We start from the raw sequence: 21,031 nt of genomic DNA, 5'->3' as shown, positions 1-21,031 counted from the left end.
CGACCTATATGGTGGCGGTATGCCAATCCGCGGCGTTTAAGGAAACCCCATGTCTCTTGGAACGAAAATCGCGTGGGACGACACCGTCCTGCCCTTTCAGCTTGATCTGCCCGACATGCGCGGCCGTGTGGCCCGTCTGGACGGGGTGCTGGACGGTATTCTGAAACAGCACGACTATCCGGTTCAGGTCGAGGCGCTGGTGGCCGAGATGGCCCTGCTGACCGCTTTGATCGGGCAGACGATCTCGCTGCGCTGGAAGCTGTCGTTGCAGGTTCAGTCCAAGGGACCGGTGCGGATGATTGCAACCGACTATTACGCGCCGAAGACCGAGGGCGAACCGGCGCAAATACGGGCCTATGCCAGTTTCGACCGGGAACGCCTGAACGAAGGTGCGCCGTTCGATCAGGTGGGCGACGGATATTTCGCGATTCTGATCGACCAGGGCAAGGGAACGCAGCCCTATCAGGGCATCACCCCTTTGGCGGGCGGTTCGCTCAGCGCCTGCGCCGAAGCCTATTTTGCCCAGTCCGAACAGTTGCCGACCCGGTTCTCGCTGAGTTTCGGCAAATCGACCGAGCCCGGCGTAGACGAGCACTGGCGCGCGGGCGGGATCATGTTGCAGCATTTGCCCAAGGCCTCGCCATTCGTGGCAACCGGCGAAGGGTCCGGTGAGATCCTGCGTGCCGACGATCTGCTTGACGGAGAAGAGGGTGAGAATTGGGGCCGGGTCAACATCTTGCTGGATACGGTCGACGATCTGGAGCTGATCGGCCCGTCGGTGCAGCCGACCGAACTGCTGGTGCGCCTGTTTCATGAGGAACAGCCGCGCGTCTATGACACTCAGCCGGTGCAGTTTGGCTGTACCTGTTCCGAGGACCGGGTACGGCAGAGCCTGTCGATCTATTCGGCCAAGGACATCGAAAAGATGACCACGCCGGAAGGCACCGTTACCGCCGATTGCCAGTTCTGCGGAGCACATTATGTGCTGGACCCCGGAACCGTAGGGTTCGAAGCGGACCCGGATGCCGGTGCGTGACGCGGTTGATCAACTGCGGACGGCGCTGAGCCGTCCCGGCCCCGGGTCGAGCGATTTCGACCTGAACCCGGATACAGTTCTGCCCGAAGGCCGCAAGCTGCGCCCCGCCGGTGTGCTGGTGCCGGTTTCCCTTATCGGCGACACCCCGCGCGTGATCCTGACCAAGCGGTCCTCGGTCCTGAAACATCATCCCGGTCAGATCGCCTTTCCCGGCGGCAAGCAGGAAGAGGGCGACGCCGACGTGACCGCCGCCGCTCTGCGCGAGGCGCGGGAAGAGATCGGCCTGCCGCCCGATCTGCCGCGCATTCTGGGCCATCTGCCCGTGCATGAAACGGTTACCTCTTTCACCGTGACGCCGGTTGTTGCGGTACTGGACAAGGGCTTTGACCCGGTTCCAGAGCCAGGTGAAGTCGACGAGGTGTTCTCGGTGCCGCTGGACCATGTGTTGAATCCCGACAACTACATTGTAGAGTCGCGGCATTGGCGGGGACAGCGGCGGCACTATTTCACCGTTCCGTTCGGACCCTACTATATCTGGGGTGCAACCGCGCGAATTTTGCGGGGTCTGGCGGCACGGGTGAATGAATGACGCAGATTACCGACGCCTGGGTCAGGGATCCGGCCACGCAGAAGGTGTGCGCGGCACTGACCTCGGGTGGGGCGCGGGCACTGTTTGTCGGTGGCTGTGTACGCAACGCCCTGTTGGGCGCTCCGGTCGCCGATATCGATATTGCCACCGATGCGCGGCCCGAGCGCGTGGTCAGACTGGCCGGGGCCGCAGGCATCAAAGCGGTGCCGACGGGGATCGATCACGGCACCGTGACGCTGGTGAGCGGCGGTATCCCGCACGAGATCACCACCTTTCGCCGTGATGTGGAAACCGATGGCCGCCGCGCCGTGGTGGCCTATTCCGATACCGTCGAAGAAGATGCAGCGCGCCGCGATTTCACCATGAACGCGCTTTACGCGCAGCCGGATGGCACCGTCATCGATCCGCTGGGCGGACTGTCCGATCTGCGGGCGCGCCGGGTGCGGTTCATCGGCAAGGCCGAGGACCGCATTCGCGAGGACTACCTGCGGTCTTTGCGCTATTTCCGGTTTCACGCCTGGTATGGAAATGCGGAAAACGGTTTCGACCCAGAAGCGCTGTCGGCCATCGGTACAAATCTGGACGGGCTGGAAAAGCTGTCGCGCGAACGCGTCGGGGCAGAGCTGCTGAAACTGCTTGGCGCACCCGATCCGGCGCCATCGCTTGCGGCGATGCGGATCACCGGTGTGCTGGGCCGGGTGCTGCCCGGCGCCGATGACCGGTCGCTCGCGCCTTTGGTTGTCATCGAGGCACAGGCCGGCGCTGCGCCCGACCCGGTGCGGCGGCTTGCCGCCCTGGGGCAACATGCGATGGTATCGACGTTGAGACTCAGCAAGGCGCAGATGCAGCGCCTCACCCGTATGCATGATGTTGCGACGGGTACGGCGGGACCGGCGGAACTGGGCTATAGATACGGGGCTCAGGGTGGGCTGAACGCCCTGATGCTCAGATACGCGTTTCTGGAACAGCCATGGATGCCCGATCTTGCCGAAGCATTGGATAAAGGCGCAAACGCCCAGTTCCCGGTCAAGGCGCGCGACTTGATACCGGAGTATCAGGGTCCGGCATTGGGTGCAAAACTGGCCGAGTTAGAGACGCTTTGGATCGGTTCGGGTTTTGCACTGGAACGGGATGAATTGCTGTCGGGCACCCGCTGAAGCATAGGGGGGGGTGACAGGATGCCATTTTTCCGGCTAGGGTGCGCCCGTCACATGGATGGAGGGATGCGAGTGTTTTACGGGATCTGGTTTATCTGAAACCGGAATAACCGACCCCGTGCGGGTGGTGTTCCGGCGCTGCCTTGTTTCGCATTTCTGATCTGTCTGCTCAATTGGAGCACTGCCCATGTTTCGCTATTTCGAAAATCTCATTGACCCTTTCGTTGCCTATCCCGACGTTGACACGCCGCCGACACGGCTGTGGCCGTTTCTGCGCGACTATGCGCAGCCGTTCCGGCGCGTGTTCCTGTGGACCGCGCTGTTGTCGGTGGTCGTCGCGGCGGTCGAAATTGTCCTGATCTACTATATGGGCCGTGTCGTCGACCTGATGGGGGGCACACCCGCCGAGGTTTGGGACAACCACGGGACCGAGCTTTTGCTGGTCGCCGTGTTCATTCTGGTGTTCCGCCCGCTGCTGCATGTGCTGGATGTGCTGCTGCTCAACAACGCGATTCTGCCCAATTTCGGCACGCTGATCCGATGGCGGGCGCACAAGCACGTGCTGCGGCAGTCGGTCGGCTGGTTCGAAAACGATTTTGCAGGGCGCATTGCCAACCGGATCATGCAGACCCCGCCCGCCGCGGGCGAGGTGATCTTTCAGGTGTTCGACGCGATCTCTTTTTCGCTGGCCTATCTGATCGGGGCTGCGATTCTGCTGATGGCGGCGGATGTGCGGCTGATGCTGCCGTTGCTGGTCTGGCTGGTTTTGTACGCAATTCTGGTGCACTGGACGGTGCAGCGCGTCGGCCCCGCGTCCAAAGCGGCGTCGGATGCGCGTTCGACCGTGACCGGGCGTGTCGTGGACAGCTATACCAATATCCATTCGGTCAAGATGTTCGCGCATGACGATCACGAGCTCGGCTATGCCCGTGAAGCGATCGAAGAGACGCGGCGCACGTTTCAGGTCGAGATGCGGATTTTCACCGTCATGGACGCGGTTCTGGTGACGCTGAACGGCCTGTTGATCGTGGGTGTGGTCGGCTGGGCCATCGCGTTGTGGATGCAGGGGCAGGCTTCGGTCGGGGTGGTGGCGGCCGCTGCGGCACTGACCCTGCGCCTGAACGCCATGACCGGATGGATCATGTGGGCGCTGACCAGCTTTTTCCGCCAGCTTGGCGTGGTGGCCGAAGGGATGGAGACCATTGCCCAGCCCATCGCGCTGGTCGATGCCGCGGATGCCCGGCCCCTGCGCCTGACTGAAGGCCGGATCGAGCTTTGCAACCTGTCGCACCATTACGGGCGCGAGGCAGGGGGGCTGGATCATCTGAACCTGACCATAAGACCCGGCGAAAAGATCGGTCTGATCGGGCGTTCGGGGGCGGGAAAATCGACCCTGGTCAAGCTGCTTTTGCGGTTCTATGACGCCGAGCGCGGGGCGATCCTGATCGACGGTCAGGACATCTCGAAGGTCACGCAGGACAGTTTGCGCCGCAATATCGGCATGGTGCAACAGGACAGTGCCCTGCTGCACCGCTCGGTGCGCGACAACATCCTTTACGGCAAACCGGACGCCACCGAGGACCAGATCGTCGCGGCGGCCAAACAGGCCGAGGCGCATGAATTCATCCTTGATCTTGAAGACCCGCAGGGTCGGCGGGGCTATGACGCGCATGTGGGTGAGCGGGGCGTCAAACTCAGCGGTGGGCAGCGGCAGCGGGTGACGCTGGCGCGGGTGATCCTGAAGGATGCGCCGATATTGCTCTTGGATGAGGCGACATCGGCGCTAGATTCTGAGGTCGAGGCAGCCATTCAGGACACGCTTTACGGCATGATGCAGGGCAAGACAGTCATCGCGATCGCGCACAGGCTCAGCACCATCGCGCAGATGGACCGCATTCTGGTACTGGACCGGGGCCGTATCGCCGAACAGGGCGCACATTCCGAACTTCTGGCGCTGGACGGGCTTTACGCACAGTTCTGGGCACGGCAATCGGGCGGATTCGTGAATCCCGAGGCTGCCGAATGAGGGTTGCCGATCTGATCTTTCCGTTCCGTCCCACGGGCACGCCGCCGCCGCAAACGCTGGGCGCGTTCATGCGCTGGTGCCTTTCGGGGGCCTGGCCCGCATTGTTCTTTGCCGCGTTCTTTTCGGCGGCAGGTGGCGCGATGGAGGCCGCCACCGCCTGGATTCTGGGGCGTGTCGTCGACATGGCGGTCAATAGCGGACCCCAAGTGGTGTTCAGCGCGGGCAACATGGGCGCCATTCTGGGAGCTGTTGCATTTTTCATGCTGTTGCGTCCGGCAGTGGCGGGTCTGTCCGCTGTAATGAACAACTATGTCGTCATGCCAAATATCCCGCCCTTGGTCCTGTCAAAGTTGAACCACTGGACGCTTGGTCAGTCGGTCACCTATTTCGACGACGATTTCGCGGGGCGGATCGCGCAGAAACAGATGCAGACATCCAGCGCGCTGACCTCGATCGTGTCCGACACGATCAGCGCCGTGGTGTTTGCGCTGGCCTCGCTGGTTGGATCTTTGGCCTTGTTAGGCTCGATTCATCCACTGGTGATGCTGCCTTTTGTTCTTTGGCTGGCCCTCTATTTCAGTCTGGTACGCTGGTATCTGCCGCGCATCCGCAAGCGGTCGGGCGCACGGGCCGGGGCGCGGGCGATGGTGACAGGGCAGGTGGTGGACACGATCACCAACATCAAGACGGTGAAACTGTTCGCCCATGCCGAAAACGAGGATCAGGCCGCGCGTGTCGCGATGGAAGCGCTACGCGACAGGTCGCTGGATTTCGGCCGGCTTTCGGCCAGCTTCCGGTTCATCCTGATGAGCCTGGCAGGGGTTCTGCCGGTGCTTCTGCTGGGGTCCACGCTGCTGTTGTGGCAGGCGGGGTCGGCGACGGCCGGTGACATCGCGGCGGCGGGTGCAGTGTCGATCCGGATCGCGCAGATGACCGGTTGGGTCAGCTTTACGCTGATGGGTATGTATGCGCATGTGGGCGAGGTTGAAAACGGCATGAAAACGCTGGCGGTTCACCGGCGGGTCGAGGACGCGCCGACTGCGACCGGACTGAGCGTGACCGGCGGTCAGATCGAATTTGACAACGTCACCTTTGCCTATGGCCGGGACGAGGGGGGCGTGCAGGATCTGTCGCTGACCGTCCGGCCGGGTGAAAAGCTTGGCATCGTCGGCGCGTCGGGGGCCGGGAAATCGACGCTGGTGTCGCTGCTGTTGCGGCTCTATGAAGGCGAAAACGGCGAAATCCGCATCGACGGGCAGGATCTGTCGCAGGTGACACAGGACAGCTTGCGGCGTCAGATCGGCATGGTCACGCAGGAGACCGCGATGTTCAACCGCTCGGCGCGGGACAACATCCTGTATGGCCGCCCCGGCGCCGGCGAAGGCGAACTTGTTGCTGCCGCGCGCAAGGCCGAGGCGCATGACTTCATTCTGGGCCTGCAGGACGCGCAGGGGCGCAAAGGCTATGACGCCCATCTGGGCGAGCGTGGCGTCAAGCTCAGCGGCGGGCAGCGGCAGCGGATCGCGCTGGCCCGCGCCATTCTCAAGGATGCGCCGATTCTGGTGCTGGACGAAGCCACCAGCGCCCTCGATTCCGAAGTCGAAGCCTCGATCCAGACCGCCCTGCACCGGGTGATGGAGGGAAAGACCGTTCTGGCCATCGCGCACCGGCTGTCCACACTAAGCGAAATGGACCGGGTCATTGTACTGGATCATGGACGGATCGTCGAAACCGGAACCCATGATGTACTGCTGGCCAAGGGCGGGCTGTATGCCCGGTTCTGGCACCGCCAGTCGGGCGGGTTCATTCGCACCGAAGCGGCAGAATAAGGCTTTTGCCGGCGCCCCGGTCCCGCTATCAGGCCAGCCATGAGACAGGAATACAGCATTCAGCGGCTTGGCCATCAGGGTGACGGCATCGCCGAAGGCCCGATCTATGCCGCCCGCACCCTGCCCGGTGAGGTGGTCAGCGGCGTTCCGGATGGGGCACATCTGACTGATGTGCGGATCGAGACGCCCTCGGATCACCGGGTCAGTCCGCTGTGCCGCCACTATAAGTCCTGTGGCGGGTGCCAGTTGCAACACGCCTCGGACGGGTTTGTGGCCGAATGGAAGCTTGGCGTCGTCCGCAATGCGCTGTCGGCGCAGGGGCTTGAGGCGGCGATGCGGCCCATCCACACCTCTCCGCCCCGGTCGCGTCGGCGCGCGGTGATCGCGGTGCGGCGCACCAAAAAGGGAACTCTGGCCGGGTTTCACGGCAGGGCGTCCGATGTGATCACCGAGATCCCCGATTGCCACCTGCTGGACCCAGCCCTGATCGCCGCCATCCCGGTGGCCGAGGCGCTGGCGGTTCTGGGCGGCAGCCGCAAGGGGGTGCTTGCGGTGACGCTGACCCTGTCGGAGGCGGGGCTGGACGTGGCCGTCCAGGGCGGCAAACCGCTGGACGGGCCACTGGAACTGGCGCTGGCTCGGGCCACCGAACAGCACGGGCTGGCGCGGCTGACCTGGGAGGACGAGGTCATCGCAATGCGCGACCCGCCGCTTCAGCGGTTCGGGCCCGCCGTGGTCCTGCCGCCGCCGGGCGCATTCCTTCAGGCGACGCGGGATGGCGAAGTGGCCCTGTTGCAAGCGGTACAGGAAGCGGTGGCGGATGCCGCGCAGGTGGCCGATCTGTTCGCCGGGTGCGGCACGTTCTCGCTGCCATTGGCGCAGTTGGCCGAGGTGCACGCGGTCGAGGGGGATGCCGCGATGACCCGGGCGCTGGATCAGGGATGGCGCAGGACGCCGGGTCTGAAAAGGGTTTCAACCGAGGCGCGGGATCTGTTCCGCCGCCCGCTGATGCCCGATGAACTGGCGAAATTCGATGCCGTGGTCCTGGATCCGCCCCGCGCCGGGGCCGAGGCGCAGGTGGCGGAAGTGGCCCGGGCCAAACCGCAAGTCGTGGCCTATGTCTCGTGTAACCCGGTGAGTTTCGCGCGCGATGCCAGAATGCTGATAGGTGCCGGGTATGTATTGGAATGGGTGCAGGTGGTAGATCAATTCAGGTGGTCGGCGCATGTGGAGCTTGCGGCGTCCTTCAAGCTAAAAAAGGCAGGAAAATGAGCAGTCTGGATAGTGGCACCCCCGGTTTTCAAGAGCGGCTGAACGCCGTCATCGAGGCCCCCGGTTTTGGCAGGTTCATCACTGCGGTGATCATATTCAACGCCATCCTTCTGGGGATGGAGACCGCGCCCAGTCTGATGGGGCGGTTCGGCCCGGCCATCGAATTGCTGGATGCGCTGTGCCTGACGATTTTCATCATCGAAATCGCCATGAAACTTGTCGCCCGCCGCCGACGCTTTTTTCTGAGCGGCTGGAATATCTTTGATTTCATCATCGTCGGTATCGCGATTTTACCGGGTGCGCAGGGCCTGTCGGTGCTGCGGGCGTTACGAATTTTGCGGGTGTTGCGGGTGATTTCCGTCGCGCCGAGCCTGCGCCGCGTGGTCGAGGGGTTCATCAAGGCTTTGCCGGGCATGGCCAGCGTGTTTTTGTTGATGGCGATCATCTTTTATATCGGGGCGGTCATCGCGACCAAGCTGTTTTCAGGGTCCTTCCCGGACTGGTTCGGCGATCTGGGTCTGTCCGCCTATACGCTGTTTCAGATCATGACACTGGAAAGCTGGTCGATGGGCATCGTGCGCCCGGTGATGGAGGTCTATCCCTATGCCTGGCTGTTCTTTGTGCCGTTCATCATGGTGACGACATTTGCGGTGGTGAACCTGCTGGTCGGTCTGATCGTGAATTCGATGCAGGATGCGCACCATGCCGAAGACGGCGAACGCACCGACGCCTATCGCGACGAAGTGCTGGAACGGCTTGAAGCGATCGAGCAACTGATTGTTGACCGGACCCAGACAAAAAAGTGATTTTCGAATTTTGCTTTTCTGGCATAATGAAAGGCAAAACAAAGAGCAGGCAATGAAATAATGGACCGTCGAGCATTCGGAATGGGAGCATTGGCAACGCTGAGCGTTTCAGCGTGCGGCGCATCCCCGTCAAAATTCCGCCCCTATCATGGACCCGAGGTGACCTCTCTGGTCGTCAACAAAGGTGCACGGAAACTGTATCTGCTGCACAACGAGCAGATTCTGAAGGAATACAAGGTCGGCCTCGGTTTCGCCCCGGATGGGCACAAGACCATCAAGGGCGACGGCAAGACGCCCGAGGGGACCTATCGGATCGACCGGCGCAACCCGCGCAGCCGATATCATTTGTCCATCGGTATTTCCTATCCGAACACGCTGGATGTGGAGCAAGCCAAGGCTGCAGGTGTCGATCCGGGGGGCGACATTTTCATTCATGGCGAGCCAAGGACGAAAAGCGACCGCAAGCGCGCCCGCAAGACGGATGACTGGACTGCCGGTTGCATCGCCGTCACGGATGAAGAGATCGAAGAGATCTATTCGATGGTCAACGAAGGCACCGTCATCACTCTGCGGCCCTGACGCCGCGTTCAGATCGGTTTGAACGGCTCGAACCCGAACAGCAGGAAATCGCGCTGATACAGGTCCCGCGACAGCGCCTCAAGTTCGGAGTCATAGATGTCCGAAAGCCCGAAAGGCGTGTCCGCCGGGATGGCCTGCACCGGTGGCGGGGCCGGGTGGCCAAGGCTGCGGGCCAGTGCGGGCAGGGCTTTGGACATATCCGTTTCCCGGATCACCAGATCAGGCGGAGCAAAGGTTGCAAATCCCGACAGCACATTTGATTGCTGGCTCCAGCTCCCGTCGATCCGGATCGGGGTTTGCCCAGCCAGATTCAGTTGCAGAAAGCGCAAAAACGCTTCAAAGGCTTCGCGGTGACGGGTGGCGGTATATCCCTTGCCCGGTCCATCCGCCGGGAGTGGCACGTGAAACCGGCGGCGCAATGTGTTGCGGATTTGTTTATAGCTGCCCGGCCCGACAGGCAGGATATGGCGGCAGAACACGGTATGCGCGCGTACCAGCGGGTGGCGCAGAATAGTAAAGCGTCTGTGGCCTGGGCGCTCTCGCATCCATTGCCGTGCCCGCCTCTGGTTCATGCCGGTGAGCAGGTCATCGGTCGCGATTCCGTCCAGATCCGCCAGCCATTGTGCGACCTCTTCTTCCAGTCCGCCTCGGATGGGCAGAAACATCAACGGGTGTTCCATCCCTGCGACATAGCTCGGCACCGCCGGTCCCCGGCGCGGTTCGAAATTCGGGGTTCGGGTGAGGTTGAACAGGTCAAGATCGGCCACCGCTTTGGTCATGGTCTCGGCGTTGGTGACCTTTGTCAGGGTCTGGCCGGGATTTTGCCGTTTCAGAGCGTCATCCAGACCGTTCAGCCGCGCCTCGACGCCAAGCCACCGGATCAGACCGTTGATGACATCGACATCCTGCAAGTCTTCATAGGCCACGTAAAACGCGGTCTGGCCGCTGCGCTGCATCTTGTTCAGAAGAAGGACCTGGAACGCCTGAAGTTTCTGAACGTGCTGCGTGAATTCCCGGGCGTCAAATTCCACCTTGGCGCCTTTACGACGGTTGATGTTGGTCAGTTTCCACTGGCCCGTCTCGCGCGCAATCTTCAATGAAACATAGCTGTCCAGCGGGTTACGGGTCAGAATGATCTTGGCGCAGCGCGCATCCGCCAGAACATGGTCCAACACCCTCGGATCATGGTCGTGAAAGAACCGAAAACCGTTCAGATTTTTGGACGATGTTTTTACCGCCTCGAGCAGTGTGAGGGGGTTGTTGTCGCGCATCTTCTGCGAGACGCCAAGGAATTCGTCATTCCCGAGGCCGCCGATAAAATGCGGGTTGAACAATTCGCCGTAACATTCGAGACCGCCCACCGCATTCAGATTGGACTGAAGGAAATTGGAGCCGGTTCGCATTTCAGCAAAAATAACAAAATAATCGAACTTTGCGGTCATGCCGGTTTATTGCACCAGATAAGGTTTCTTTGTGGGTGAGGATGCGGGCGTGGGATAATCCTCGACCGGGAAATCACCCATCAGATAAGGATGCATCCCCTGGTTTTTCAGGTTTTGCAGGAATTGTCCGAACCCGGTGAGGTCGGTCATGGTCGGGGCTTCGGACAGATACCGGGGATTGGCGTGACCGATTTCGTCGACAAGAATCTGAAGCGGCTCCATCGGGGATTCGATGAATTCCGCCATGGTCCAGATACGCACACGGGCCTTGACGGTGCTTTCACGCAGCAGGTTCAGTTGTTTGCTTTCGATCTGTTGCAACCTTGCCGCTTCCTTTCGCAGATCCGCGAAATTCCGGTTCGACTTGAACAATGAAACCGCCCAGGCCCCGGAAATGACCGAGAACTGAGCGTTCTGGTCGCGCGCGATGAAAGGGTTGATTTTCTGGTTGTCGGCCGGGCTGAACTGGAAACATTGGTATTCACCGCGGGTGTTCCAGATCAGATTGGACAAGAACGCCGTGGGGTTGTAGTCGCGCAGCGTTGCATCGTCCGTCAATGCGCCGTTGATCATGGAACGGCGGTCGGCGAATTCCGCGCTTTCCGGTCCAAAGAGGTGCCCATGCACCCGTGTGCCGGTAACCTTGGCCAGCCAGGTTTCGAAATCTTCGAATACATCCGCAAAGCCCTGAAATACCGAATAGGGGCCAGCGGTCACCCCGTTTTCTTGGCCGGTGCGGGGAAAGCGGCTTTGCATATACAGTCCGCAGCGCCCCCGTGTCCGGCGCTCGACCGCCTTGACGAACACCCGGTCGATCTTGCCCGGATTGGGCTCGGCCGGTTTCATGGCATTTTTCTGATCGGTCAAAAAGGCCTGAAACAAACGGTTCGCGCGCGGCCATATCTTGCGGGCGACAAAACAGTCCGACCGGCGCAAAAGTTGCAGGTGGTCATCGTAAAACACGTGCGGTTTGCCCTGAAAGTCGAACTTGGACAAAGTCAGCGACCTGCTTTCGATATTCGACGAATACACCCGGGCCAAAGTCTGGAAATAGCTTTCATCCGGAATCCAGACCATGCGGAAATACCGGTCATGGATGCGGCGGCGGGGGTCTTGCAGGATTGCAGACAGGGTTCGCCGTGTCAGGCACCACCATTGGCTGCCCATATGCGGGGTCAGGCCATCGGGAATCTGCCGCTTGATCTTCAGGCGCCGTTGCAGATTGACATACCCGTCGAACAGGCGGCGTTGCTTTTTCCACGAAAACGGGAAACGAAGGGTAAAGCGTTCGGAATCCAGCCCGCCGACGGTCCAGGGGACATCCGCGGTGGTCGCGCTTTCGATGAAGTCGGTTCTGGGGCGGGCCGCCAGATAGTCGATCAGATCATTGACCGGGCGCAGGGGCAGGCAGGCACCGGACGCCAGATAAACGTGGGTCACTTCGGGATGTCGCGCCAGCATCAGTTCGGCGGCGGATTGCGAAGCGGCGACGATACCCCATCCGCCCCATTCGCACCGGTGGCGTTCAGAAAAAGAGATCAGCGGATCGCTGGCGCAGGATTTCTCGAACCGGCTGCAAATTTCGGCGGGAACCTTCTTGTCGACATGGATGACGACCGGGCAACCTGACGCCGTCCAATGCCGCGCAATCTGTTTGGCGCGATCCAGGTCGGTGTGGACCAGCATGATGATGCCCAGCGAACTCATGCCCAGTTTCCCTTGGACATGAGGCCGAGAATCTCGAGTTGGCGCCAGTTGATGTATTTTTCCGACCACTGGCACCAGAAATCGGTCTGGTTCTGCGCGTCTTCGGCATAACGCCTGTATTCGGCGGACTGGGCATAGTGCTGTCCCCGCTGCAATTCTTCCTGCGCCTTGGTGCCGAAAGTATCGATCAGCTTGGCATGCAGCAGCGCGCCGCTCGGCTTCTCCCCGCCCCACTCGTCATAGACATGGTTCAGGCCGCGCGGCATCAGTGCATGGGTCGAGCTGACATAGGTGTACCGCCTGGACCATTTGACCAGCGGAATCTTGTTCAGTGCCGGCGCTTTCTTCGGGTTGTCGGAAAAAAATACCCTCGCCCGAGGCCCGCCCTGAATCCACAGATTGCCATAACGGGGGTTTTTGGTGATCGTGTAGTTTCCGGGATCGAACCAGCCAGCGATTTCCAACGGGTTCTGACCTTCGGAGTAAGGCGTCTGATTTATCGGCCCCTTGGGATAAACGTCGATCAGCATCGCGCTGAAACTGCGGATAGCACTGTTCTCCAGCCAGTCGGTCAATGCGCGAATGGGCCTTGAATCGCAGAACGGATAGACAAAGAACTCGTCTGGGTCGACGGTCAGAACCCAATGCTCACGGGCATAGCTGCGAAGCAGATAGTTCACCCAGTCCACGCCAAATGTAGCGCTCTTGTAACTGCAGGTCGTGTGCCAAAGCGACACATCCGCCTGATCGGACAGATACTCGGCGCTGCCGTCGTCGCTGCCATTGTCGACGAAAAGAAAGTGATTGATGCCAAGTCCGCGATAGTATTTCAGGAAGTACGGCAGCCGGATTCTTTCGTTCCGGACCACGCTGATCAACAGCACATCGTCGGGGCGGATACTGGACGCGTTGTTCTTTATGGACACCAGTTCGCGGGATTTGCGAAGACAGCGCAGCACGCGGCGCTTGCGCCGCAACCTCATGCGATATGAGTCCAATAAACTCACGCGCCCATCCAATTTCTCATATACGCGAGCATGCCCTTTTAGCCGTCCGTTATTCGAGTGGTTCGGACATTGCCGTGTTATGTCATCTTTTCCTTCATGCGATCAATGAATTTAGAAAAGGTTGTGACCGGGCTGACATTTCGGCCACGCGTTCCATGTTTCTAGGTTGCCGCGCAAAAATCGTCACCAATCACCCGAATACATCAGCCCCAGGCTTTCAAGCTGGCGCCAGTCGCGCAGCCGGACCGATGAACGTGTCCATAAATCAGGGTCCCGAGTGATGCCGTCATAGTAGGGACCAAACTGGTCGGGGCTGTGAAAATGCTGACCGCGCTGTTTTTCGATAGCCGATTTCTCAATGATTTCCGGCAGGAATTTCGTATGCAGCAACACACCCGAAGGGGCCTTTCCACCGGGGCCGTCATAGTCAAAGTTCAACCGGCGGGGCAGCGCCGAATGGCATGAATTGACAAAGGCATAGCGCCGCGACCACTTCACCAGCGGTATCTTGTTCAGGGTCGGGGACCGCCAGGGTTTGTCCGCAAAAAAGACCCGTTCCCGCATCCCGCCCTGAACCCAGAGATTGCCCAGGGGCTGCTGACGCTGACTGCGATAGGGGCCGGAATCGAACCAGCAAAGTTCCTTCATAGGGTCTGATCCGGTCGTGTATCTCTGTCCACTCAGCTGCCCCTTGGGATAGAGGTCAAGCAGATGCGCGCCAAAGGCGGTTTGACCTCTTGCCTCCAGCCAGCCGGTCAGTTCATGCAGCGACCGGCTGTCATGATGGGCATAGATCAACAGCTCATCCGCATCAGCCATAAGAGCCCAGTGCCCATGCCCAAAGCGCATCAGCAACCACGTCATCCAATCCAACCCGAACCGCGCGGTACGGTAGCTGGCAGCGGTCTGCCAAAGCGATACATCCGGCTGGTCCAGCAGCCAATCGACCGAACCGTCATCGCTGTCATTGTCGACAATCAGGAAATGGTCGATGCCCAGTCTGCGGTAGTGCTCAAAGAACCAGGGCAGGCGTGTGGCCTCGTTGCGAAGGGTCGTCACGGCCAGAATGTCGCCTGACCCGATCTGCGCGGTGCGGTTTGACAAGGTTGTCAGTTGATGGCGGCTACGAAACGAGCGCCACAACAGTCGCCGGCGCTTCCAGCGCAACCGATAGGCGGCAAGCCATCCCGGATGTGCTGGAATGTCGACGGCGGGCATATCACTGTCACCGCTCGTAGTGGCCGGTCTGATGCCAGCGCCAGGCATCTGCGATCATTGTCTCCAACACTGATTTTTTCGGTACCCAGCCCAGCTCGGCCTCGGCCCGGGTCGAGCCCGAAACCAGCTTGGTGCAATCACCTGCGCGACGCGGCCCAATGGAAAAAGGTACCTCACGATTGGTGACTGATTTCGAATGCTCGATCACTTCCATCACCGAAAAACCGGATCCGGTGCCAAGGTTGAAGATCTGACTGCCCTTGCCATCCTCAAGCCATTTCAGACCCAAAACATGGGCATCGACCAGGTCGCAGACATGCACATAGTCGCGGATACAGGTACCGTCGGGTGTGTCGTAATCTGTGCCGAACACTGTCAGCGCGTCCCGTTTGCCGTCTATGGCGTCCAGCATCAGGGGCACAAGATGGGTTTCGGGCCGGTGGAATTCGCCCACCTCGCCCTCGGGGTCAGCGCCCGCCACGTTGAAATAGCGGAAAATCACGTGGTTCAGCCCGAATGCGGCCTCGAAGTCGTGCAGGATGTCCTCGATTGCGCGTTTCGAGGCACCATAGGCGTTCAGGGGCAATTGCGGCGTGGTCTCGTCCAGCACCACGTTGTCATGCTCGCCATAGGTGGCGCAGGTTGAGGAAAAGACGAAGTTCTTGCACCCTGCTGCCACCGCCGCTTCGATCAGCGATAGCGACCCGGTGACGTTGTTGGTCCAGTATCTGCCCGGTTCCGACATCGCCTCGCCCACCTGGCTGAGGGCGGCGAAATGCATCACGGCCGCAGGTTGGTATTTGGCAAAGACCTCGTTCAGGCGCGCCCGGTCCAACAGGTCGCCCCGTTCGAATGGTCCGAACTTGACCGCATCCTGCCAGCCCGTCACAAGATTGTCGAAAGTGACCGGCGTATATCCGGCCTGTTTAAGCGCCTTGCACGCGTGAGAGCCGATATAGCCAGCGCCGCCGGTCACAAGGATATTGGTCATGGAATACTTCTCTTGCTGCTCTTGTTCCGGGCGGGATATGTGATCATTCCAGCCCCATCGCCGCCATCATCTCTTCGATCCGGGGCACGTCCTGCGGATTGTTGAGCTCCCAGAACTGGCGACCCCTGGCCGCGACCTCGACGCACAGAACCTTACGACCGTTTTCCATGAAACGAAGCTGTTCCAGCCCCTCGCGCGTTTCCAGCGGGCCGGTGGGCCAGGTGGGATAGGCCGCCAGCGCGTCGGGGCGATAGGCGTAGACGCCGACATGATGAAAGACCGGTGTGTCCTGGGACCCGTGATAGGTCTCCGAAGTATAAGGAATCACCTCTTTCGAGAAATACAGCGCGCTGTGATCTGCGGCGAACACAGCGGTGGTTCCGCCGACGCGACCGTTCTTGCGGTCGTTCAGAAGGCTGTTCAGGGCGTCCGCATCACAGCGCAGAACCGGCGTGGCCACACCGGCATTGGGGGCAGCGCGCAAGCCCGAGACCAGGTCTTCGACAAACCAGTGCGGCGTCAGCGGTGCGTCGCCCTGCAGGTTCACCACGATCTCATGCCCGCCGCCGATTTTTTCCAGCGTTTCGGCACAGCGTTCGGTTCCGTTAGCGCAGGTTTCCGAGGTCATCACGACCTCAGCCCCGAACCCTTCCGCGACCTCGCGGATGCGATCGTCGTCGGTCGCCACAACCACCCGGTCCACGCCCGACACGGCGGTTGCCGCACGCCAGGATCGCTCGATCAGCGTCATGGATTTTCCGGTTGCCCCGCTCAGCGGCACCAGTGGCTTGCCGGGATAGCGGGTTGAGGCGTATCGGGCGGGAATGGCGATCAGAACGGACATCAGGCCTCCTTGAGTTCTACGCCCGGGGCGTAGGCGATAAAGAACGGGTTGGCATAGCCGTCCTTGCCATAGGTCAGCGGCGTGTGATCGTCAAACCGCACAACATTGCCGCCCGCACCCGCCAGCACCGCATGGCCTGCAGCGGTGTCCCACTCCATGGTGCGGCCAACGCGGGGATAAAGATCGGCCTCGCCCGTTGCGACAAGGCAGAATTTCAATGACGATCCGGCACTTTTGCTGTCCTGCACCCGGTATTTGCCGATATAGTCGTCGGTTGCCTGATCGCGGTGTGATTTGGATGCAACCACCAAAAGCGCGGAATTGTCAGGATTAGAGACGGAAATCGCGCTCAGATCGCCCGGTGCGGCCTTGTCCAATGCGCCGGTTTCCTCGACCGAGCGGCCGTCGGCCTGTGTATAGAACATGCGGCCCTTGGCCGGGGCATAGACCACGCCCCGGGTGGGCGTGCCGTTCTCGACCAGAGCGATGTTGACGGTGAAGTCGCCGCGGCGGTTAATGAATTCCTTGGTCCCGTCCAGCGGATCGACGATCAGGAACGTATCACCGGATTGCGAATGCGAGGCCGACTGCTCTTCGGTCACCAGCAGGATTTCGGGAAACGCGGCGCGCAGGCCGGCGGAAATCAGGGCATCGGCCGCCTCGTCCGCCTCGGTCACGGGGCTGGCATCGGATTTGACCGTCACGCCGAAATCATCGGCATTGTAGATCTCCATTATCTTGTCACCTGCTTCCAGGGCCAGCCGCCGGATAACCGGAATGAGGTCTTCATAGGTCACAAAAATGCTCCGATCCTGTGATTTGTTGAACTAAACCATTGCCGACCTTATGCTGCGATGAAAACGGAACGGCAAGAATTCCGTGTCAGTTTTCGGGCAATGATTCAGAAAAGGCGGCCAGGTGTTTCGCTACAGACAGAATAAAACCCTGTTGGGCGGGGCCGTCTCGATGGCCGAGATCATCTTTCACGAGGTGGTGCGCCAGGTCCGGTCCAAACATAACAACGCGCTGGTGGCGCTGGGCCTCAATATGTTGCAGACGATCGTGTTCGTTGGCGTGTTCTATGCCATGTTCACGCTGCTGGGTATCCGGCGGATGTCGGTACGTGGCGATTTCCTGTTGTACATCATGTCCGGGATTTTCCTGTTCATGTGTCACATCAAGGCGGTCGGAGCTGTATCGGGTGCGGCGGGCGCCAACAGCCCCATGATGAAACACGCGCCAATGAACACGCTGATCGCAATCGCCTCGGCAGCGTTCGGAGCGCTGTATACGCAGTTGCTGACCCTGTTCCTGATCCTGTTCGTCTATCAGGTTGCCTACAAACCGCTGGAGATCGCCGATCCGGTGGGCGCTTTCGCGATGCTGCTGCTGGCCTGGTTCACAGGTTGCGGTGTCGGGCTGGTTTTTCTGGCGCTGAAGCCGTGGGCCCCGTCGGCGGTTTCTATTCTTGCGACGATTTATCAGCGGGCCAACATGATCGCGTCGGGCAAGATGTTCGTGGCAAACTCGCTGCCGCCCACGATGCTGGCCATGTTCGACTGGAACCCGTTGTTTCATGCCATCGACCAGTGCCGAGGTTACGTGTTTCAGAACTATTTCCCGCGCAATAGCAGTTGGGAATACGCGCTTTGGGTCGGAATCGTGCTGATCATGATCGGTCTGATGGGCGAATTCTATACGCGCCGTCATGTCTCGGCCAGCTGGTTCGCGCGCCGCTGATCATTCGCCCGCCACACGCAAGGTCAGGTTCAGCCTTCCGCCCTTGGGTAAAAGTTTGGATGATCCGAATCGAATCCGGTCGATACCGTGATAGGTCAGCCGCGCGGGGCCGCCCATGATTACGACATCGCCCGAGCCCAGCCAGATCGACTCGGTCTTGCCGCCCCGGCTGGTGTTGCCGATCCGGAACAGCGCGTCATCGCCAAGTGAGACCGAAACGACAGGCCAGGAAAAATCGGCCTCGTCCTTGTCCTGATGCAGCCCCATGCGGCTGCTTTCGCCATAATAGTTGATCAGGCAGCAATCGGGCAGACGGTTCGCATCCGCAACGTCGCGCCAGATATCCAGAACCTCATCCGGGATCGCGGGCCAGGTCATGCCCTTGGGATGGCTGTCCTGATACCGGTATCCCTGCCTGTCCGTCACCCATCCCAGCGTGCCTGCAGATGTCATGCGCACCGACATCTTTTTGCCCGCAGGTGTCGTCGGGCGAAACAGCGGCGCAGCCCTGAGAACCGGGCGCAGCGCTTCGATCAACCGGTTTTGAGCGGGGGAATCGAGGTGCCCTTTGCGAATGTCGAAACCGCGCAGCAACAACCGTGTCATGGGCGAAGTTCCATTCCTTGCCAAATCGTTGCCAAAAAAGGCCGAAGATTCCCGAAAACCTGCGATTCACGAAGCTTGCAGGCCACCATTTCGGTCCTTATATACGCCGGGACGCGCGATGGTGTAGTGCCGTCGCGCACCACTGATCGGGGCCGGGATGCCGTAACGGGTTCGGGCCTCGGGACATCGCCTTGAAGAGAAAGGGATCGAACACATGGGAAAAGTCATTGGTATTGACCTCGGCACCACCAATTCGTGCGTGGCCATCATGGACGGCTCGCAGCCGAAGGTCATTGAAAACTCCGAAGGGGCGCGGACCACGCCCTCGATCGTCGCCTTCACCGAAGATGAGCGCCTGGTCGGTCAGCCTGCCAAGCGTCAGGCGGTCACCAACCCCGACAACACGATCTTTGGCGTCAAGCGCCTGATCGGTCGTCGTGTGGATGATGCAGAAGTCGAAAAAGACAAGAAAATGGTGCCTTATGCCATCGTGAATGGCGGCAACGGCGACGCGTGGGTCGAAGCCCGCGGTGAAAAGTACTCCCCAAGCCAAATCTCGGCCTTCACTCTGGGCAAGATGAAGGAAACTGCCGAGAGCTATCTGGGTGAGGAAGTCACGCAGGCGGTCATCACCGTTCCGGCCTATTTCAACGACGCGCAGCGTCAGGCCACCAAGGACGCAGGCAAAATCGCCGGTCTGGAAGTGCTGCGGATCATCAACGAACCGACCGCTGCCGCTCTGGCCTATGGTCTGGACAAGCAAGAAACCCAGACCATCGCGGTCTATGACCTTGGTGGTGGTACCTTCGACGTGACCATTCTGGAAATCGACGACGGCCTGTTCGAGGTGAAATCCACCAACGGTGACACCTTCCTGGGTGGTGAAGACTTTGACATGCGCATCGTCAACTACCTGGCGGACGAGTTCAAAAAGGAACACGGTGTCGATCTGTCCGCTGACAAGATGGCCCTGCAGCGCCTGAAAGAAGCCGCGGAAAAAGCCAAGATCGAGCTGTCCTCGACCTCGCAGACCGAAATCAACCAGCCGTTCATCTCGATGGGTTCGAACGGCCAACCGCTGCACATGGTCATGAAACTGACCCGTGCCAAGCTGGAATCGCTGGTGGGTGACCTGATCAAGAAGTCGATCAAGCCCTGTCAGGCCGCGCTGAAAGACGCGGGCCTGTCGGCCAGCGACGTGGACGAGGTTGTTCTGGTCGGTGGTATGACCCGGATGCCGAAAGTGATCGAAGAGGTCACCAAGTTCTTCGGTAAAGAGCCGCACAAGGGTGTGAACCCGGACGAAGTGGTTGCCATGGGTGCCGCCATTCAGGCCGGTGTTCTGCAGGGTGACGTCAAGGACGTGGTTCTGCTGGACGTGACCCCGCTGAGCTTGGGTATCGAAACGCTGGGTGGCGTGTTCACCCGCCTGATCGATCGCAACACCACGATCCCGACCAAGAAGTCTCAGGTCTTCTCGACCGCCGAAGACAATCAGAACGCTGTGACCATCCGCGTGTTCCAGGGTGAGCGTGAAATGGCCGCTGACAACAAGATCCTCGGTCAGTTCAACCTCGAAGACATCCCGCCCGCACCGCGCGGCATGCCTCAGATCGAGGTGACTTTTGACATCGACGCCAACGGCATCGTCTCGGTTTCGGCCAAGGACAAAGGCACCGGCAAAGAGCAGAAGATCACCATCCAGGCATCTGGCGGTCTGTCCGATGAGGATATCGAAAAGATGGTCAAGGAGGCCGAGGAAAACGCCGAGGCCGACAAGCAGCGCAAAGAGCTGGTCGAGGCCAAGAACCAGGCCGAAAGCCTCATCCACTCGACCGAAAAGTCGATGGAAGAACATGGCGACAAGGTCGACCCGACCACGATCGAGGCGATCGAGCTGGCCATCGCGGCGCTCAAGGACGAGATCGAGACCGACAATGCCGACAAGATCAAGTCGGGCATCCAGAACGTGACCGAAGCGGCCATGAAACTGGGCGAGGCCATCTACAAGTCGCAGATGGAAGAAGCCGAGGATGAACCGGCCGCGGCGGATGCGGCGCCTGGCGATGACGACATCGTCGATGCCGAATTCGAAGATCTGGATGACGACAAGCGTAACTAACGGGTAAACCGGGCCAGGTCGGGCCGGTCCGGATACCGGGCCGGCCCGACTACGTTGAGG

At 60.3% G+C, this 21,031-nt stretch carries 18 protein-coding genes; 10 read left to right on the top strand and 8 right to left on the bottom strand.

Features of this window, described 5'->3' with window-relative positions; translation table 11 throughout:
• The first annotated feature begins 49 nt into the window (after positions 1-49).
• The 8 genes from hslO to ACR0AO_RS07940 all read left to right on the top strand — a co-directional run bounded on the left by hslO (position 50) and on the right by ACR0AO_RS07940 (position 9,294).
• On the top strand, positions 50-1,036 hold the full coding sequence (gene hslO, locus ACR0AO_RS07975; RefSeq protein ID WP_480602174.1) for an Hsp33 family molecular chaperone HslO: 987 nt from the start codon (positions 50-52) through the stop codon (positions 1,034-1,036).
• Positions 1,023-1,625: a CoA pyrophosphatase gene (locus ACR0AO_RS07970; RefSeq protein ID WP_480602171.1), complete on the top strand. Its 603-nt coding sequence runs from the start codon at positions 1,023-1,025 to the stop codon at positions 1,623-1,625. The genes hslO and ACR0AO_RS07970 overlap by 14 nt, the downstream gene beginning before the upstream one ends.
• On the top strand, positions 1,622-2,782 hold the full coding sequence (locus tag ACR0AO_RS07965; RefSeq protein WP_480602169.1) for a CCA tRNA nucleotidyltransferase: 1,161 nt from the start codon (positions 1,622-1,624) through the stop codon (positions 2,780-2,782). Before ACR0AO_RS07970 ends, ACR0AO_RS07965 begins: the two co-directional genes overlap by 4 nt.
• Positions 2,783-2,969: 187 nt before the next feature.
• Positions 2,970-4,808, top strand: coding sequence for an ABC transporter ATP-binding protein (locus tag ACR0AO_RS07960; RefSeq protein WP_480602166.1), 1,839 nt, complete (start codon positions 2,970-2,972; stop codon positions 4,806-4,808).
• Positions 4,805-6,637: an ABC transporter ATP-binding protein gene (locus ACR0AO_RS07955; RefSeq protein WP_480602163.1), complete on the top strand. Its 1,833-nt coding sequence runs from the start codon at positions 4,805-4,807 to the stop codon at positions 6,635-6,637. Before ACR0AO_RS07960 ends, ACR0AO_RS07955 begins: the two co-directional genes overlap by 4 nt.
• Positions 6,638-6,676: 39 nt before the next feature.
• A complete protein-coding gene (locus tag ACR0AO_RS07950) occupies positions 6,677-7,909 on the top strand; it encodes a class I SAM-dependent RNA methyltransferase (RefSeq protein ID WP_480602159.1) in 1,233 nt (410 codons plus the stop codon).
• On the top strand, positions 7,906-8,715 hold the full coding sequence (locus ACR0AO_RS07945) for an ion transporter (RefSeq protein WP_480602157.1): 810 nt from the start codon (positions 7,906-7,908) through the stop codon (positions 8,713-8,715). The genes ACR0AO_RS07950 and ACR0AO_RS07945 overlap by 4 nt, the downstream gene beginning before the upstream one ends.
• A 60-nt stretch (positions 8,716-8,775) precedes the next feature.
• On the top strand, positions 8,776-9,294 hold the full coding sequence (locus tag ACR0AO_RS07940; RefSeq protein WP_480602155.1) for a L,D-transpeptidase family protein: 519 nt from the start codon (positions 8,776-8,778) through the stop codon (positions 9,292-9,294).
• A gap of 8 nt (positions 9,295-9,302) precedes the next feature.
• On the opposite strand, the gene ACR0AO_RS07935 is transcribed toward ACR0AO_RS07940, so the two are convergent.
• From ACR0AO_RS07935 to cysQ, 7 genes are all read right to left on the bottom strand, one after another.
• A complete protein-coding gene (locus ACR0AO_RS07935) occupies positions 9,303-10,736 on the bottom strand; it encodes a nodulation protein NodH (RefSeq protein WP_480602153.1) in 1,434 nt (477 codons plus the stop codon).
• 6 nt (positions 10,737-10,742) lie between these two features.
• Complete coding sequence (locus tag ACR0AO_RS07930) at positions 10,743-12,443, bottom strand: DUF5927 domain-containing protein (RefSeq protein WP_480602150.1); 1,701 nt, start codon at positions 12,441-12,443, stop codon at positions 10,743-10,745.
• Positions 12,440-13,426, bottom strand: a complete 987-nt coding sequence (locus ACR0AO_RS07925) for a glycosyltransferase family 2 protein (protein ID WP_480602621.1) — start codon at positions 13,424-13,426, stop codon at positions 12,440-12,442. Before ACR0AO_RS07925 ends, ACR0AO_RS07930 begins: the two co-directional genes overlap by 4 nt.
• A 207-nt stretch (positions 13,427-13,633) precedes the next feature.
• Entirely contained in the window at positions 13,634-14,668 is a 1,035-nt protein-coding gene (locus tag ACR0AO_RS07920; RefSeq protein ID WP_480602147.1) for a glycosyltransferase family 2 protein, read from the bottom strand.
• Positions 14,669-14,675: 7 nt separating this feature from the next.
• Entirely contained in the window at positions 14,676-15,659 is a 984-nt protein-coding gene (galE, locus tag ACR0AO_RS07915; protein ID WP_480602144.1) for a UDP-glucose 4-epimerase GalE, read from the bottom strand.
• A 43-nt stretch (positions 15,660-15,702) separates the two neighbouring features.
• On the bottom strand, positions 15,703-16,503 hold the full coding sequence (locus tag ACR0AO_RS07910; RefSeq protein ID WP_480602140.1) for a 3-deoxy-manno-octulosonate cytidylyltransferase: 801 nt from the start codon (positions 16,501-16,503) through the stop codon (positions 15,703-15,705).
• The gene (gene cysQ, locus ACR0AO_RS07905; RefSeq protein ID WP_480602135.1) at positions 16,503-17,300 is read right to left on the bottom strand and encodes a 3'(2'),5'-bisphosphate nucleotidase CysQ; all 798 of its coding nucleotides are present in this window, start codon (positions 17,298-17,300) and stop codon (positions 16,503-16,505) included. Before cysQ ends, ACR0AO_RS07910 begins: the two co-directional genes overlap by 1 nt.
• A 121-nt stretch (positions 17,301-17,421) precedes the next feature.
• Between cysQ and ACR0AO_RS07900 the strand changes: the two genes are divergently transcribed.
• Positions 17,422-18,243, top strand: coding sequence for an ABC transporter permease (locus tag ACR0AO_RS07900; protein WP_480602133.1), 822 nt, complete (start codon positions 17,422-17,424; stop codon positions 18,241-18,243).
• On the opposite strand, the gene ACR0AO_RS07895 is transcribed toward ACR0AO_RS07900, so the two are convergent.
• Positions 18,244-18,849, bottom strand: a complete 606-nt coding sequence (locus tag ACR0AO_RS07895) for an alpha-ketoglutarate-dependent dioxygenase AlkB family protein (RefSeq protein WP_480602129.1) — start codon at positions 18,847-18,849, stop codon at positions 18,244-18,246. It abuts the gene before it with no gap.
• A 214-nt stretch (positions 18,850-19,063) separates the two neighbouring features.
• On the opposite strand from ACR0AO_RS07895, the gene dnaK reads away from it, so the two are divergent.
• Positions 19,064-20,971, top strand: a complete 1,908-nt coding sequence (gene dnaK, locus ACR0AO_RS07890) for a molecular chaperone DnaK (RefSeq protein WP_480602126.1) — start codon at positions 19,064-19,066, stop codon at positions 20,969-20,971.
• The last annotated feature ends 60 nt before the right edge of the window (positions 20,972-21,031 follow it).

The organism is Ruegeria sp. AF8 (genome assembly GCF_056541825.1).
This window is presented reverse-complemented; position numbering and strand designations above follow the sequence as displayed.

Coding starts and splice junctions, on each gene's coding strand:
- hslO (WP_480602174.1), top strand. CDS start 50: ATGTCTCTTGGAACGAAAATCGCGTGGGACGACACCGTCCTGCCCTTT.
- ACR0AO_RS07970 (WP_480602171.1), top strand. CDS start 1,023: ATGCCGGTGCGTGACGCGGTTGATCAACTGCGGACGGCGCTGAGCCGT.
- ACR0AO_RS07965 (WP_480602169.1), top strand. CDS start 1,622: ATGACGCAGATTACCGACGCCTGGGTCAGGGATCCGGCCACGCAGAAG.
- ACR0AO_RS07960 (WP_480602166.1), top strand. CDS start 2,970: ATGTTTCGCTATTTCGAAAATCTCATTGACCCTTTCGTTGCCTATCCC.
- ACR0AO_RS07955 (WP_480602163.1), top strand. CDS start 4,805: ATGAGGGTTGCCGATCTGATCTTTCCGTTCCGTCCCACGGGCACGCCG.
- ACR0AO_RS07950 (WP_480602159.1), top strand. CDS start 6,677: ATGAGACAGGAATACAGCATTCAGCGGCTTGGCCATCAGGGTGACGGC.
- ACR0AO_RS07945 (WP_480602157.1), top strand. CDS start 7,906: ATGAGCAGTCTGGATAGTGGCACCCCCGGTTTTCAAGAGCGGCTGAAC.
- ACR0AO_RS07940 (WP_480602155.1), top strand. CDS start 8,776: ATGGACCGTCGAGCATTCGGAATGGGAGCATTGGCAACGCTGAGCGTT.
- ACR0AO_RS07935 (WP_480602153.1), bottom strand. CDS start 10,736: ATGACCGCAAAGTTCGATTATTTTGTTATTTTTGCTGAAATGCGAACC.
- ACR0AO_RS07930 (WP_480602150.1), bottom strand. CDS start 12,443: ATGAGTTCGCTGGGCATCATCATGCTGGTCCACACCGACCTGGATCGC.
- ACR0AO_RS07925 (WP_480602621.1), bottom strand. CDS start 13,426: ATGAGGTTGCGGCGCAAGCGCCGCGTGCTGCGCTGTCTTCGCAAATCC.
- ACR0AO_RS07920 (WP_480602147.1), bottom strand. CDS start 14,668: ATGCCCGCCGTCGACATTCCAGCACATCCGGGATGGCTTGCCGCCTAT.
- galE (WP_480602144.1), bottom strand. CDS start 15,659: ATGACCAATATCCTTGTGACCGGCGGCGCTGGCTATATCGGCTCTCAC.
- ACR0AO_RS07910 (WP_480602140.1), bottom strand. CDS start 16,503: ATGTCCGTTCTGATCGCCATTCCCGCCCGATACGCCTCAACCCGCTAT.
- ACR0AO_RS07895 (WP_480602129.1), bottom strand. CDS start 18,849: ATGACACGGTTGTTGCTGCGCGGTTTCGACATTCGCAAAGGGCACCTC.
- dnaK (WP_480602126.1), top strand. CDS start 19,064: ATGGGAAAAGTCATTGGTATTGACCTCGGCACCACCAATTCGTGCGTG.